At 52.6% G+C, this 13488-nt stretch carries 16 protein-coding genes and 1 pseudogene; 12 read left to right on the top strand and 5 right to left on the bottom strand.

The window, feature by feature from the left end; translation table 11 throughout:
- From pduL to KQJ18_RS15470, 12 genes are all read left to right on the top strand, one after another.
- Positions 1 to 483, top strand: a 483-nt coding sequence (gene pduL / locus KQJ18_RS15525; protein WP_216422256.1) for a phosphate propanoyltransferase, incomplete at its 5' end; no start/stop codon positions are given.
- The gene (pduM, locus tag KQJ18_RS15520) at positions 480 to 971 is read left to right on the top strand and encodes a microcompartment protein PduM (protein ID WP_216422254.1); all 492 of its coding nucleotides are present in this window, start codon (positions 480 to 482) and stop codon (positions 969 to 971) included. The genes pduL and pduM, both read left to right, overlap by 4 nt.
- A 3-nt stretch (positions 972 to 974) precedes the next feature.
- Complete coding sequence (locus KQJ18_RS15515) at positions 975 to 1250, top strand: EutN/CcmL family microcompartment protein (RefSeq protein ID WP_042307565.1); 276 nt, start codon at positions 975 to 977, stop codon at positions 1248 to 1250.
- Between the two features lie 8 nt (positions 1251 to 1258).
- Complete coding sequence (gene pduO / locus KQJ18_RS15510) at positions 1259 to 2266, top strand: two-domain cob(I)yrinic acid a,c-diamide adenosyltransferase PduO (RefSeq protein ID WP_137349970.1); 1008 nt, start codon at positions 1259 to 1261, stop codon at positions 2264 to 2266.
- Entirely contained in the window at positions 2263 to 3648 is a 1386-nt protein-coding gene (gene pduP / locus KQJ18_RS15505; protein ID WP_121529220.1) for a CoA-acylating propionaldehyde dehydrogenase PduP, read from the top strand. The genes pduO and pduP overlap by 4 nt, the downstream gene beginning before the upstream one ends.
- 10 nt (positions 3649 to 3658) lie before the next feature.
- Positions 3659 to 4771, top strand: coding sequence for a 1-propanol dehydrogenase PduQ (locus KQJ18_RS15500; protein ID WP_069323533.1), 1113 nt, complete (start codon positions 3659 to 3661; stop codon positions 4769 to 4771).
- The gene (pduS, locus tag KQJ18_RS15495) at positions 4768 to 6123 is read left to right on the top strand and encodes a cobalamin reductase PduS (RefSeq protein WP_137371250.1); all 1356 of its coding nucleotides are present in this window, start codon (positions 4768 to 4770) and stop codon (positions 6121 to 6123) included. Before KQJ18_RS15500 ends, pduS begins: the two co-directional genes overlap by 4 nt.
- Positions 6124 to 6125: 2 nt before the next feature.
- On the top strand, positions 6126 to 6680 hold the full coding sequence (pduT, locus tag KQJ18_RS15490) for a propanediol utilization microcompartment protein PduT (RefSeq protein ID WP_003030201.1): 555 nt from the start codon (positions 6126 to 6128) through the stop codon (positions 6678 to 6680).
- The gene (pduU, locus tag KQJ18_RS15485) at positions 6680 to 7030 is read left to right on the top strand and encodes a propanediol utilization microcompartment protein PduU (RefSeq protein WP_032939586.1); all 351 of its coding nucleotides are present in this window, start codon (positions 6680 to 6682) and stop codon (positions 7028 to 7030) included. The genes pduT and pduU overlap by 1 nt, the downstream gene beginning before the upstream one ends.
- 4 nt (positions 7031 to 7034) lie before the next feature.
- Positions 7035 to 7487 carry a propanediol utilization protein PduV gene (gene pduV / locus KQJ18_RS15480; RefSeq protein ID WP_038641695.1) on the top strand — a complete coding sequence of 151 codons (453 nt, stop codon included), beginning with the start codon at positions 7035 to 7037 and terminating at the stop codon, positions 7485 to 7487.
- Entirely contained in the window at positions 7472 to 8686 is a 1215-nt protein-coding gene (locus tag KQJ18_RS15475) for an acetate/propionate family kinase (RefSeq protein ID WP_199951961.1), read from the top strand. The genes pduV and KQJ18_RS15475 overlap by 16 nt, the downstream gene beginning before the upstream one ends.
- Before the next feature lie 92 nt (positions 8687 to 8778).
- Complete coding sequence (locus tag KQJ18_RS15470; RefSeq protein ID WP_137347757.1) at positions 8779 to 9645, top strand: L-threonine kinase; 867 nt, start codon at positions 8779 to 8781, stop codon at positions 9643 to 9645.
- Positions 9646 to 9684: 39 nt separating this feature from the next.
- On the opposite strand, the gene KQJ18_RS15465 is transcribed toward KQJ18_RS15470, so the two are convergent.
- From KQJ18_RS15465 to KQJ18_RS15445, 5 genes and pseudogenes are all read right to left on the bottom strand, one after another.
- On the bottom strand, positions 9685 to 10020 hold the full coding sequence (locus KQJ18_RS15465; RefSeq protein ID WP_032939582.1) for a DUF496 family protein: 336 nt from the start codon (positions 10018 to 10020) through the stop codon (positions 9685 to 9687).
- Between the two features lie 238 nt (positions 10021 to 10258).
- Positions 10259 to 11317, bottom strand: coding sequence for an FUSC family protein (locus KQJ18_RS15460; RefSeq protein ID WP_216422252.1), 1059 nt, complete (start codon positions 11315 to 11317; stop codon positions 10259 to 10261).
- A gap of 86 nt (positions 11318 to 11403) precedes the next feature.
- Complete coding sequence (gene sbmC, locus KQJ18_RS15455) at positions 11404 to 11871, bottom strand: DNA gyrase inhibitor SbmC (RefSeq protein ID WP_087855988.1); 468 nt, start codon at positions 11869 to 11871, stop codon at positions 11404 to 11406.
- 124 nt (positions 11872 to 11995) lie between these two features.
- Positions 11996 to 13168: a serine-type D-Ala-D-Ala carboxypeptidase DacD gene (gene dacD, locus KQJ18_RS15450; protein WP_069323527.1), complete on the bottom strand. Its 1173-nt coding sequence runs from the start codon at positions 13166 to 13168 to the stop codon at positions 11996 to 11998.
- Positions 13169 to 13307: 139 nt separating this feature from the next.
- A pseudogene (locus tag KQJ18_RS15445) lies at positions 13308 to 13488 on the bottom strand (thiosulfate reductase cytochrome B subunit); the annotation flags it as partial.

The following is a 13488-nucleotide window of genomic DNA, read 5'->3' as shown; positions in this document are numbered from 1 at the left end:
AAAGGGCTATTGCAGCCCGGACAATACGCTGCAGAGCAGACCGTCACGCTGGTCGGACCTAAAGGACAGTTAAAAAATGTGCGTTTACTCGGCCCGCTACGAAGCGCCAGTCAGGTTGAAATTTCACGTACCGATGCCCGTACGCTAGGTATTGCTGCCCCGCTGCGTATGTCGGGCAATATCCAGGGCACGCCGGGTATTCGCCTTGTCAGTCCATTTGCTGAACTGGACTTAACATCCGGCGTTATCGTTGCTCAACGGCATATCCATATGTCGCCGCTCGATGCCCTGATTCTGCGGGTTTCCCATGGTGATAAAGTCTCGGTCGCCATTAATGGCGATGAACGCCGGCTGATTTTCGATAACGTCGCCGTACGCGTTTCGCCGGATATGCGCCTTGAGATGCATATTGATACCGACGAAGCCAATGCCGCAGGGGCGGATAATCCGCAGGCATTCGCCACACTGGTGACTTCACAATGAACAACGAACTGCTGCAACGCATTATCGAGGAGGTTGTTTCCCGATTAAAAAAACGCGCGGCAAGCACGATCTCCCTCAGCGTCGCGCAGTTACGGGAAGTAGACCCACGGATATTATGCTGCCAATACTCGTCACTGCACATTTTGCAGGCTGACCTGCTCCTGCTGGAGCAAATTGTCGAAAGCAGCCCTGCCAATATGTCGGTAGTCACGATCCACGAAGCGCTGGCATGCGGAGTCCGCGTGAAAATTTCACTACATCACCAATTGTTATCCGCAGTACCCGTGAAAAAACTCGCGCGTCTGCCGCTGGAGTTTGGTGACGAACTGGGGCGAGCCATCGTTCTGCATCCTGAAAAACTTCTCAGTTACGCCGACGTCGCCCAATTGCACGATGCGGTTCTAGTGCTACGCCGTCGATGTGTCGTCACTGCGCTGGCTCAGGAAACTGTCAGTACGCGAAATGTCCAATTAATTAAGCAGGAGTGAGCTATGCATCTGGCACGGGTTACAGGCGTTGTTGTCTCTACGCAAAAGTCCCCCTCCCTGGTCGGGAAAAAGCTGTTGCTGGTACGTCGGGTGAGTGCTGACGGAGAGCTGCCAGCCTCCCCGACGACCGGGGACGAAGTCGCCGTTGATTCTGTCGGCGCGGGAACCGGCGAACTGGTTTTACTCAGCAGCGGCTCCAGTGCCCGGCACGTTTTCTCCGGCCCAAATGAGGCCATCGATCTGGCTATTGTCGGCATTGTCGACACGCTTTCTCGTTAGGAGGAACTATGGCGATTTATACCCGCACTGGCGATGCCGGCACAACGGCCCTCTTTACCGGGCAACGCGTAAGCAAAACGCATCCGCGCGTCGAGGCTTACGGGACGCTGGACGAACTCAATGCGGCGCTTAGCCTGTGTATTTGTGCGGCGAAAAGCCCACAGCACCGCCAGTTACTTGAAAACATTCAACTGCAGCTTTTTTGGTTCAGCGCCGAACTCGCCAGCGAGAGCGAACAACCAAACCCAGAGCAGCGCTACATCAGTTCAGAAGAAATTGCAGCGCTGGAAACCGCCATCGATACCGCGATGGGGAGAGTACCGCCGCTGCGCAGCTTTATTTTACCGGGCCGCAGCGAAGCGGCCAGCCGTCTGCATTTTGCCCGTACGCTGGCTCGCCGCGCAGAGAGGCGACTGGTCGAGCTTTCTGCCGATATTGCTGTCAGACATGTGCTGATGCGTTACATCAATCGTCTGTCCGACTGCTTATATGCGCTCGCACGGGCAGAAGATCATGACGCCCATCAAAACGACATTATTCAGAAAGTGGCTGAGCGTTATCTCGCCGCCATCCGTACATCAGCCATAAAGGAGCCGACTATGTCTCTGTCTTTTCAGGAGCTCCATCAACTGACTCGCGCTGCGGTGACGAGAGCAGAAGAACTTCAGGTTCCGGTCGTCATCAGCATTGTTGATGCGAACGGGACCCAAACGGTGACCTGGCGTATGCCTGACGCATTGCTCGTCAGTAGCGAACTGGCACCCAAAAAAGCCTGGACCGCCGTGGCGATGAAAACCGCCACGCATGAATTAACGTCAGCGGTGCAACCAGGCGCGGCGCTTTACGGTCTGGAAAGCCATATGCAGGGAAAAGTCGTCACTTTTGGTGGCGGATACGCATTATGGCGAGAGGGTCTACTCCTTGGGGGTCTTGGCATCAGCGGGGGAAGCGTTGACCAGGATATGGACATTGCAGAAACGGCCATTGCGGCGATTAACGTGAGAACACATCAATGAATACTTCAGAACTTGAAACCCTCATCCGTAACATTTTGAGTGAACAACTCGCCCCGGCAAAAACAGAAACCAAAGGAAACGGAATTTTTCCGTCCGTGGGTGAAGCTATCGAAGCCGCGCATCAGGCTTTTTTACGTTACCAGCAATCGCCATTAAAAACCCGCAGTGCCATCATTCACGCCCTGCGAGAAGAACTGACCCCTCATCTTGCTTCCCTGGCCGCTGAGAGCGCAGCTGAAACAGGAATGGGCAACAAAGAGGATAAATTCCTCAAGAATAAAGCTGCGCTGGACAATACTCCAGGGATCGAAGATCTCACCACCACAGCACTGACCGGTGATGGCGGCATGGTGTTATTCGAGTATTCACCGTTTGGCGTGATTGGCTCCGTCGCCCCCAGCACCAACCCGACGGAAACCATAATTAACAACAGCATCAGTATGCTGGCTGCGGGGAACAGCGTTTATTTTAGCCCGCATCCGGGCGCTAAAGTGGTCTCACTGAAACTGATTGCCATGATTGAGGATATTGTTTTCCGCTGCTGCGGGATCCGGAATCTTGTCGTCACGGTCACAGAACCCACCTTTGAGGCTACCCAGCAGATGATGGCACACCCTAAAATCGCAGTTCTGGCGATTACCGGTGGCCCAGGCATTGTTGCTATGGGTATGAAAAGCGGGAAAAAAGTCATTGGCGCAGGCGCAGGCAACCCTCCCTGTATTGTCGATGAAACAGCCGACCTGGTTAAGGCGGCGGAAGATATCATCAACGGCGCATCTTTTGATTACAACCTCCCCTGCATTGCTGAGAAGAGCCTGATTGTTGTTAGTGCCGTTGCCGAACGCCTGGTTCAACAAATGCAGTCTTTTGGCGCACTGCTTCTCACGAGCGAAGAGGTAGACAAACTGCGGGCAGTCTGTTTGCCCGAAGGCATGGCCAATAAAAAGCTGGTAGGAAAAAGCCCGGCCACCTTACTTGAAGCCGCAGGAATACCTGTTCCGGCAAAAGCGCCTCGATTACTGATAGGTATCGTCAAGGCTGACGACCCGTGGGTTACCAGCGAGCAGCTAATGCCAATGCTCCCCATCGTCACGGTGAGCGATTTTGACAGTGCGTTAACGTTGGCTCTGAAAGTTGAAGAGGGATTGCATCACACCGCCATTATGCATTCACAGAATGTGTCGCGTTTGAATCTTGCCGCACGCACGCTTCAGACCTCCATTTTTGTGAAAAATGGCCCCTCTTACGCCGGGATTGGCGTGGGTGGTGAAGGCTTTACCACTTTCACAATTGCGACGCCGACCGGTGAAGGAACAACATCGGCACGTACTTTCGCACGTTCTCGTCGTTGCGTGCTGACAAACGGTTTTTCTATTCGCTAATGGGGCCGTTATGAAAAGCTTTTCACTGCAAACTCGATTATTCAGCGGTCAGGGAAGCCTGGATGTGCTCAAGCGTTTCACGAATAAGCATATCTGGATTATCTGCGATGGTTTTCTGGCGCGTTCTCCTGTGATTGAAAAGCTGCGCAACACGCTTCCTGCGGATAATCGCATCAGCATTTTCAGCGATATTACCCCCGACCCAACCATTAGCACGGTGGTGCAAGGGATTGCGCAAATGCAGTCCCTGCGACCGGATGTTGTCATTGGTTTTGGCGGGGGCTCAGCGCTGGATGCCGCGAAAGCCATCGTTTGGTTCAGCCGACAGTTCGGTATTGAAATCGAAACCTGTGTTGCTATTCCCACCACCAGCGGCACAGGCTCGGAAGTGACCAGCGCCTGCGTGATTAGCGATCCGGATAAAGGCATTAAATATCCCTTGTTTGATAATGCGCTTTACCCGGATATGGCCATCCTCGATCCAACGCTGGTTGTCAGCGTACCTCCTGCCATCACCGCGAATACCGGCATGGACGTCCTGACACATGCGCTGGAGGCTTACGTGTCCACGAAGGCCAGCGACTTTACCGACGCGCTGGCGGAAAAAGCGGCACAAATCGTCTTCCAGTACCTTCCCGTCGCCGTCAGCAAAGGCGAGTGTCTGGCAACCAGGGGGAAAATGCACAACGCGTCAACGCTCGCAGGGATGGCATTTAGCCAGGCGGGGTTGGGTATAAACCATGCGATTGCCCATCAGTTGGGCGGCCAGTTTCATCTGCCCCACGGACTTGCCAATGCACTGCTGCTGACCCCTGTTATTCATTTTAATGCCCGCGACCCCAGGGCCGCGAAGCGCTATGCCCGTTTCGCTAAAGCCTGCCATTTATGCCCGGATAACGCGAACGATACGGCTGCGCTGAATGCGCTCATTCATCACATTGAGCTTCTCAAAAAACAGTGTGCGTTACCTTCTTTCGTTGACGCACTCAAAGACGGAAAGCAAAACTGGTCACAGCGTATACCGTCGATGGTTCAGGCCGCGCTGGCTGATGTCACGCTGCAAACCAATCCTCGTGTTGCCGACGCCAGTGCCATGCAGGAACTGCTTGAGGAATTATTATGAATACAGCCATGACGGCAGAGTCCACGCTTTATGATGCGCAGACGATACGCGAACGCGTTCGGGCTGCTGGCGTTGTTGGAGCCGGCGGTGCAGGCTTTCCTGCGCACGTAAAATTACAGGCGCAGGTCGATACATTTCTGGTGAATGCCGCCGAATGTGAACCGATGTTAAAAGTTGACCAGCAATTGATGAGCGTCCAGGCAGGTCGACTTATTCGCGGCGTTAAATATGCTATGACGGCTACCGGAGCCAGTGCCGGTATTATTGCGCTCAAAGAGAAATACCAGAAGGCTATCAATGCGTTAGCTCCTCTGCTACCTGCCGATATCCGGTTACACATTTTACCTGATGTCTACCCGGCCGGTGACGAGGTGCTGACCATCTGGATGGCAACAGGCCGGAGGGTCCCACCTGCCGCACTGCCGGTCAGCGTCGGCGTGGTGGTTAATAACGTCCAGACCGTGCTCAACATCGCCAGAGCGGTTGAACAGCAATATCCCGTTACCCGTCGTACGTTGACCGTCAACGGCGCAGTCGCCAAACCCATCACACTCACTGTCCCTATCGGGATGTCACTTCGCGAGGTGCTGGCGCTGGCGGGAGGCGCAACCGTTGACGATCCAGGATTTATTAATGGCGGCCCGATGATGGGCGGTCTGATTACCTCCCTGGATACCCCCGTCAGCAAGACCACCGGTGGGTTGCTGGTTTTACCAAAATCTCATGCGCTGATTCAGCGGCGAATGCAGGATGAACGCACCGTGCTTTCCGTCGCAAAAACCGTATGCGAACAGTGCCGTTTGTGTACGGATTTGTGCCCAAGGCACTTAATCGGCCATGAATTATCACCACATCTGCTGGTTCGCGCGGTTAATTATCAGCAGGCGGCCACACCACAGCTGCTGCTCACGGCCCTGACCTGTTCAGAATGCAATGTCTGTGAAAGCGTTGCCTGTCCGGTTGGAATATCGCCGATGCGAATCAACCGCATGCTTAAACGCGAACTACGGGCGCTCAACCATCGTTATGAAGGGCCGCTAAATCCTGAGGATGAAATGGCGAAGTACCGGTTGATCCCGGTTAAGCGCCTTATCACCAAACTGGGTCTTAGCGACTGGTATCACGATGCGCCACTGGCTGAGACTGATTTTTCCACCGATGAAACGACGCTGTTGCTACGCCAGCATATTGGCGCCAGCGCCATCCCATGTGTGCAGCAAGGCGATCGCGTTGTTCGCGGTCAATGCGTTGCCGATGTGCCGACAGGTGCATTAGGTGCGACTGTCCACGCCAGTATTGACGGTATTGTCAGCGAAATCACTGAGCAATCCATCACGGTAATAAGAGGTTAATCATGTCTCAGGCTATAGGGATCTTAGAACTCACCAGCATTGCCAAAGGAATGGAAGCTGGCGATGCCATGTTAAAAAGCGCGAATGTGAATTTACTGGTCAGCAAGACCATCTGCCCGGGAAAATTCCTGCTCATGCTCGGTGGTGACGTAGGCGCAGTACAACAGGCGATAGCCACTGGTACATCTCTTGCTGGCGATATGCTCGTCGACAGTCTGGTACTGCCTAATATTCATGCCAGCGTACTCCCGGCAATCAGCGGGTTAAATAGCGTGGATAAGCGTCAGGCCGTCGGGATTGTTGAAACATGGAGCGTGGCGGCTTGTATCTGTGCTGCGGATCGCGCTGTTAAAGCTTCCAACGTCACATTGGTGCGCGTGCACATGGCATTTGGTATTGGCGGCAAGTGCTACATGGTTGTCGCTGGCGATGTATCCGATGTGAATAACGCAGTAACGGTTGCCAGTGAAAGCGCGGGTGAAAAAGGACTGTTGGTTTATCGCTCCGTTATACCTCGCCCGCATGAAAGCATGTGGCGGCAGATGGTGGAGGGATAATGGAAAGACAGCCCACCACGGATCGTATGATCCAGGAATATGTTCCTGGCAAGCAGGTCACGCTGGCGCATCTTATCGCCAATCCCGGAAAAGATTTGTTCAAGAAACTGGGATTACAGGATTCAGTATCCGCAATCGGGATTTTGACGATTACCCCCAGCGAAGCCTCAATTATCGCCTGCGATATCGCCACGAAATCCGGAGCGGTAGAGATTGGTTTTCTCGACCGATTTACCGGCGCGGTGGTACTGACGGGCGACGTCTCAGCCGTTGAGTACGCGCTAAAACAGGTAACCCGAACGCTGGGCGAAATGATGCGTTTTACCGCTTGCCCCATCACCCGGACGTAATCTCATGAAACGCATCATGCTAATCGGACCCAGCCAGTGCGGAAAAACGTCGCTCACACAATGCATGCGGGGAGAAGCGCTTCACTATCAGAAGACCCAGGCCATAGTCTGGTCGCCCACAGCGATAGACACACCGGGCGAATATCTTGAAAACCGCTGTCTGTACAGTGCGCTGCTGGCCAGCGCCTGTGAAGCAGACATCATCGCGCTGGTCCTCAATGCTGACGCGCCGTGGTCGCCATTTTCTCCCGGTTTCACCGGCCCAATGAACCGACCCGTCATTGGCCTCGTCACTAAAGCCGATTTAGCCAATCCGCAGCGCATTTCCCTCGTTGAGAGCTGGTTAGTCGAGGCTGGCGCGCAAAAAGTGTTTGTCACCAGTGCGCTGGAGAATACAGGTGTCGATGAGATGTTCATTTTTCTGAATGCAAAGGAACTTTCATGTCTCACAAAATAATGGCCATTAATGCGGGGAGTTCCTCGCTCAAGTTTCAGCTTCTGGCGATGCCACAAGGTGAAACGATTTGTCAGGGGTTGATCGAGCGTATTGGTATGTCTGATGCTCAGGTCACCCTTAAAACGCCTGCGCAAAAATGGCAGGAAATATTGCCCGTAGCCGATCATCGTGAAGCAGTGACGCTGCTCCTGGAAAAACTGCTCAACCACAATATTATCAGCAGTCTGCAGGAGATCGACGGCGTGGGGCATCGCGTCGCACACGGCGGGGAATCTTTTAAAGATTCCGCACTGGTAACCGATGAAACGCTGGCGGAAATTGATCGCCTTGCGGAACTGGCCCCGCTACATAACCCGGTAAATGCGTTGGGAATTGCAGTATTTCGCCAGCTATTACCCGAAACGCCGGCCGTGGCGGTTTTTGACACCGCTTTTCATCAGACGCTTGACGAGCCTTCTTTCATTTATCCCCTGCCCTGGCGTTACTATTCAGAGCTGGGTATTCGTCGTTACGGATTTCATGGCACCAGCCACAAATATGTCAGCGCCCAGCTTGCTGAAAAGTTAGGGGTGCCCCTCAGCGCCCTGCGCGTCGTTTGTTGTCATCTTGGCAACGGCAGCAGCATCTGCGCCGTCAAAGGTGGTCAATCAGTTAATACCTCTATGGGGTTTACGCCACAGTCTGGCGTGATGATGGGCACGCGAAGTGGCGATATTGATCCGTCTATTTTGCCGTGGATTGCCCTGCGCGAGGGCAAGACACCGCAGCAGCTCAACCAATTGCTCAACAATGAATCCGGCTTACTCGGCGTTTCTGGGATCTCACCTGACTATCGCGACGTTGAACATGCCGCAGATACGGGCAATCATCAGGCTGCGCTGGCGTTGACGCTTTTTGCCGAGCGAATTCGCGCCACCATTGGTAGCTATATTATGCAGATGGGCGGTCTGGATGCGCTGGTGTTTACCGGAGGCATAGGCGAAAACTCAGCGCGGGCGCGCGGCGCAATTTGTCACAATCTGAATTTCCTGGGACTGGCCGTCGATGAAGAAAAAAATCAGCGAAACGCCACCTTTATTCAGACAGAAAATTCGCTGGTCAAAGTGGCGGTGATCAATACCAACGAAGAGCTGATGATAGCGCAGGACGTTATGCGTTTAGCGATAGCGGAAACTGTGACGTTGGGCATTCCAGCTTAACCCTGCCGCACTGCAAATTGCGGCAAATCATGGTAATAGCGCGATCGCCATGACACTATGCGCCGAGGATTGCTGATCACAAAGGTGAATACGTGGCTATTGCGCAATGTCCCGCATCATGCGGAGAACTTATCCAGGGCTGGATTCTGGGCAGTGAGAAATTAGTCTCCTGCCCGGTCGAATGGTATAGCACCGTTGAGGTCACTTCAGGCTCACCGCTGGCAGAGGAACGTCCACTTTCACGGGCGATGGTTAATCGGCTATTGCAGCACTGGCAATACCCGCCGCAGATGAGTCAGGATATCCGAATTGATGTCCAGTCAACTATTCCTATCGCTAAAGGAATGGCCAGCAGCACTGCAGATATTGCCGCCACTGCTGTCGCCACGGCACATCACCTGGGCCATCACCTGGATGAATCTACGCTGGCGCAACTTTGCGTTTCGCTGGAGCCTACCGACAGCACCGTTTTTCGTAAGCTTACCCTTTTCGATCATAACGACGCCTCCACGCAAATTGCCTGCGAAGCCCAGCCTCAACTCGATCTGCTGGTTCTCGAAAGCCCGGAAACATTGCGCACTGCTGATTATCACCGTATTCCGCGTCATTCCGGGTTACAGGCAGGTGCTCCGGCCCTCAAACGAGCATGGGAAAAGGTACAGGAAGCTTGTATCAGCCAAAATCCTTACCGGATGGGCGAAGCTGCCACGCTAAGCGCAACCGCCAGCCAGTTGCTGTTACCGAAACCAGATTTTGATTCGCTATTAGCGCTGGTAGAGGAATGTGATTTATACGGCGTTAACGTTGCGCACAGCGGCAGCGTTGTCGGCCTGATGCTGGACAGAACGCGTCATGATGTGGATTACATAAAATGGATGCTGACACAGAAAAAACTGACGGTTCACTGGCCGGAACAGCATTTATTGCGAATGGTCGCAGGCGGAGTTGAACTGCAATAAGGGTCGCCGCACAGCAGCGACCCGGACAAGCATAAATCGTTACTCAGCTTTGGCTTCGCCGTTTTTCAGTTCACCCATGGCTTTCAGCTTCTTAGAAATATCGCGGCGCTCTTTTGAGATCTCAGCATTTTTGATGATGTAATCATCAACGCGATCTTCGTAATCGCTTTTCATGCTAGCGATAATGCCCTGAATCGCTTCCACGCTCATGCCTGGCTTGATGTAATCGCTCAGGTTGTCCAACAGCAGGACACGTTTCTGGTTGTCACGGATCTTTTTCTCAACGTCCTGGATTTCACGTTGCAGTTTGTTTTTACGACGGAACAGACGAACAAATTCCAGCACGTCCTGGAAAGAAGGCTTGGTAGTTTCCATTTTTACACCCCTGATAATGTGAGATTCGGATTCGTTTAAACAACGGCTAAAGTGGGTCAACATTACTTTCATGCCCGCCATACTTCAAGTTGCATCTGCATCGACAATGCATGGTTGAAACCTGAATTATCGAGGGTAAAGCCATTGCAGTTACCAATGGTTTTAGCCTTTTTCAGTATCATACCTCTAATCGTTGCTGAATCGAAGCAGCAGTAGAACCAATCCCCTCATCTGCTCTTTATTTGCGCAGCGCGCGACAGATTAAATGAGAAAGTAACTCCAGCTGTCGCGCCATCTCCATATTCAACCAAACGTAGCCGTGAATAGGCGTTTCCGCGACATTATCGCCCTTATGCTCAGCGATAAGCTGACGCAGCTCCACCACGGTATCATTGAGCTTCTCCGTATTGGCAAGTACTGGCTGCGGATTACCTTCATACAATGCATGCGTTATCGTCAGTAGCGCCTGCTGCGTCCTGAGCTGGGTTTCACGCAAAGTATGCGCATTCAACATAACAAAGTGACTGGTACGGCTGGCCCAGAGCGCATTGATTTGCAACTCGAGCATGCAGACGAGGTTACGATTAACCGTCTGAATAGCTTCAAAAATGGATTTTTGAATGTGGGTTTCTTTACTGGCAGGGACGATGAGCCCGCGCATTTTGACAACCTCGCTCAACAGCTGTTGTAAATGCTTCTCCAGTCGCGGTTGTTCAAGCAGATTGGGGGAGAGCGCCGCCTGGTACACCCGATTGTACTCCGTGACGCAATGCGCCAGTTGAATACGCCAGTGTATAAATGCCCGTTGTGGCCACACGCCGGTAAACAGCATCGCCAGCAACGATCCAAGAATAACGTCGCCGCCACGCCATAACGCCGTATTCATATCCCCAGCGGGAGCACCCACTACAACGGCAAGCGTAATACCAATCAACAGCGCCTGATACGGTTTTTTGCCCAATGCCAGCCAACCGCAGAGAAACATCGCCACCGCACACCATATCAGCATCAGCGGAAGCGAAAAAAGCTCCAGACGCAGGGCCACCAGCCCAAGCACCGATCCCAGGATCGTGCCGCCAATACGTTCAAAAGCTCTGGGAACAACGTTCCCCCAAAAAGAAATAGGCCCCATGATCACCACCAGCGTGATCAGAGGCCATGTACCTTCAGGAATGTTTAACAGGCGTACCAACAGAAAAGTGAGAATAAACGCAAGCGCAATGCGAATACCGTGCACTACACGATAATGACGATACAAACGAATTTCAAAAGGGCTCAGTGACTTATTGGCACGCACTCATGCACTCCGTCAGCGAATAGCAAAGAACAGAATTGTACTCGTTTTTTGCCTGAAAATATCATCCTGATTTGCATCAAAAACAGTTACTTCGACTGCACCGGTATGTACATTTCAATGTCCCAGTAGCCATCCTCGATGCCATTGTTCATGTACACTTCAAAGCAGGGTTTAGCAGCTATTTCGAAAGTCGTATCTTGCATCAGGCAGTCAAAAAACTGGTACCACGGCGTCGCAAAGTCATGATTTTCTACACGCGCAACGGCAACAGCATAGTCGCCACCCGCCACTTCGGTCAGGATCACCCCTTCGCTGTTTTCCGGGATCGCAAAATCTTCAGGCACAGATACCACGGTATCGCAACGCAGTTTCTCCGCCGGGACAACGTCAGGATTGTCGTAATAAACGGCTATCCATTCCAGCGGAACAATTTGCTTCCCGTCAACCCACTTCATTAACTGCTCAAAACCTTGCTTTACCGTTTGTTCCCACGGACCAACCATGTGAAAACCGGCAATCCTGCGTTTATCGACCTGTTTAATCTCGTACTCCATATAACCTCCGTGATTACACTGTATGTATATACAGTGTAATTTTTAGGTATTACGGCCACAAGTAAATAGTGATTATTATGTGAGCAGATTCGCACTCTTGCCAGTCAGGCATTCCAGGAAATAACTACGCCTTGTGGTGGAAATAATCGCTCAGACGCGAGAAAACGCCACCTTCACTGACGGACTCCAGCGTAACCAGAGGCCAGTGCGCCACCAGCTTATCCCGATCGTAGAGTTCAATTTCACCCACACGCTGATGTGCCGCGATTGGTGCAACCAGTTCTTTCTTATCAAGGACATATTTTGCTTTAATGTTAGCGACTTCCGCTTTAGGCAGGGCCATCCAGAAATCCTGCTCGGTGCCCAGGCTGATTTTTTCTTTGTCGCCATACCAGATCCGTTCAGTACCGACCTGCTTACCGCTACGCAAAACCTGCACCGTATCGAAGTTTTGTTGTCCCCATTGCAGCAGCTTACGCGCCTGGTCTTCGCGCCCTTTCGCACTCTCCGCCCCCATCACAACCGCAATCAGTCGACGTTGTCCATCAACGGCGGAAGCGATCAGATTGAACCCGGCACCGGACGTATGCCCTGTCTTCAGACCATCCACGTTCATGGTTTTATCCCACAACAGGCCATTACGGTTTTGCTGCGTGATTCCGTTCCAGGTAAGGCTTTTCTCACTGTACATATGGTAGAAATCCGGTTCACCATGGATGATAGCTCGCGACAATACGGCCAGATCGTAAGCAGAGCTATGCTGACCTGGCGCATCCAGACCATGGACCGTTTCAAAATGGGTATCCTGCAGGTTCAGCTTTTGCGCATAGTTGTTCATCATCGCCACAAACTGCGGTTGTCCCCCGGCGATGTAATCAGCCAGCGCCACGCAGGCATCATTCCCGGAATCAACAATTAGCCCGCGGCTGAGGTCGCGCACCGAAACGCGATCGCCTTGTTTCAAGAACATCAAGGATGAACCGACGAATACCGGATTGTCTTTCGCCCAGGCATCACGCCCAACGGTGACAATATCGGTTGGACTAATGCGCTTACTGTCGATTGCGCGGTCAACAACATAGCCGGTCATCAGCTTGGTCAGACTGGCGGGGTTACGTTGCTGGTGTTCATTACCGGCTGTCAGAATTTGGCCCGTGGTGTAATCCATTAATACCCACGCCCCGGCATTTATCGCAGGCGGCTGTGGGGCGAAGCTGGCGGCATCGGTCGCCCAGGCGGACGTAAAACTCATCGTGAATAGTGAAGCGGCAATAAACAAACGGCGTTTCAACAGCATGTCCTCAGAAAAGGGATAAATAGCCGTTCTTTTTACGGAAGTTCTGTCGAACAAACTTGAATAAATTGCAAGAAAATGTGACATAAGACACATTTTCTTGCTGTCATACAAGGCTGTCAGCGACAAACCGCGCGCGAAATTATCCTTTGCGTGGCGCAGTCTCTGCGTGATGGCTGCGATGGCGATGGTAGCCGTCGATCATACTGCGGAAAATTTGCCCTGGCGTGTCGCCCAGCGTGCACAGGTAAATATGTGCGCAGATGAACAGTAAGCCGACAATCGCTAGCGCCATATGCAGCACCAGCATTATCGGCCCCGCC

This window comes from Citrobacter sp. S55_ASV_140, from assembly GCF_018919505.1.
GTDB lineage: Bacteria > Pseudomonadota > Gammaproteobacteria > Enterobacterales > Enterobacteriaceae > Citrobacter > Citrobacter werkmanii.
Note: the sequence above shows the minus strand (reverse complement) of the source record. Positions and strands in the feature narration are given on the sequence as shown.

Excerpts from the sequence above, each read along its gene's own strand:
- KQJ18_RS15475 (WP_199951961.1), top strand. The coding sequence starts at position 7,472 with ATGTCTCACAAAATAATGGCCATTAATGCGGGGAGTTCCTCGCTCAAG.
- pduP (WP_121529220.1), top strand. The coding sequence starts at position 2,263 with ATGAATACTTCAGAACTTGAAACCCTCATCCGTAACATTTTGAGTGAA.
- pduO (WP_137349970.1), top strand. The coding sequence starts at position 1,259 with ATGGCGATTTATACCCGCACTGGCGATGCCGGCACAACGGCCCTCTTT.
- KQJ18_RS15500 (WP_069323533.1), top strand. The coding sequence starts at position 3,659 with ATGAAAAGCTTTTCACTGCAAACTCGATTATTCAGCGGTCAGGGAAGC.
- pduS (WP_137371250.1), top strand. The coding sequence starts at position 4,768 with ATGAATACAGCCATGACGGCAGAGTCCACGCTTTATGATGCGCAGACG.
- dacD (WP_069323527.1), bottom strand. The coding sequence starts at position 13,168 with ATGCTGTTGAAACGCCGTTTGTTTATTGCCGCTTCACTATTCACGATG.
- pduT (WP_003030201.1), top strand. The coding sequence starts at position 6,126 with ATGTCTCAGGCTATAGGGATCTTAGAACTCACCAGCATTGCCAAAGGA.
- KQJ18_RS15465 (WP_032939582.1), bottom strand. The coding sequence starts at position 10,020 with ATGGAAACTACCAAGCCTTCTTTCCAGGACGTGCTGGAATTTGTTCGT.
- sbmC (WP_087855988.1), bottom strand. The coding sequence starts at position 11,871 with ATGGAGTACGAGATTAAACAGGTCGATAAACGCAGGATTGCCGGTTTT.
- pduM (WP_216422254.1), top strand. The coding sequence starts at position 480 with ATGAACAACGAACTGCTGCAACGCATTATCGAGGAGGTTGTTTCCCGA.
- pduU (WP_032939586.1), top strand. The coding sequence starts at position 6,680 with ATGGAAAGACAGCCCACCACGGATCGTATGATCCAGGAATATGTTCCT.
- pduV (WP_038641695.1), top strand. The coding sequence starts at position 7,035 with ATGAAACGCATCATGCTAATCGGACCCAGCCAGTGCGGAAAAACGTCG.
- KQJ18_RS15515 (WP_042307565.1), top strand. The coding sequence starts at position 975 with ATGCATCTGGCACGGGTTACAGGCGTTGTTGTCTCTACGCAAAAGTCC.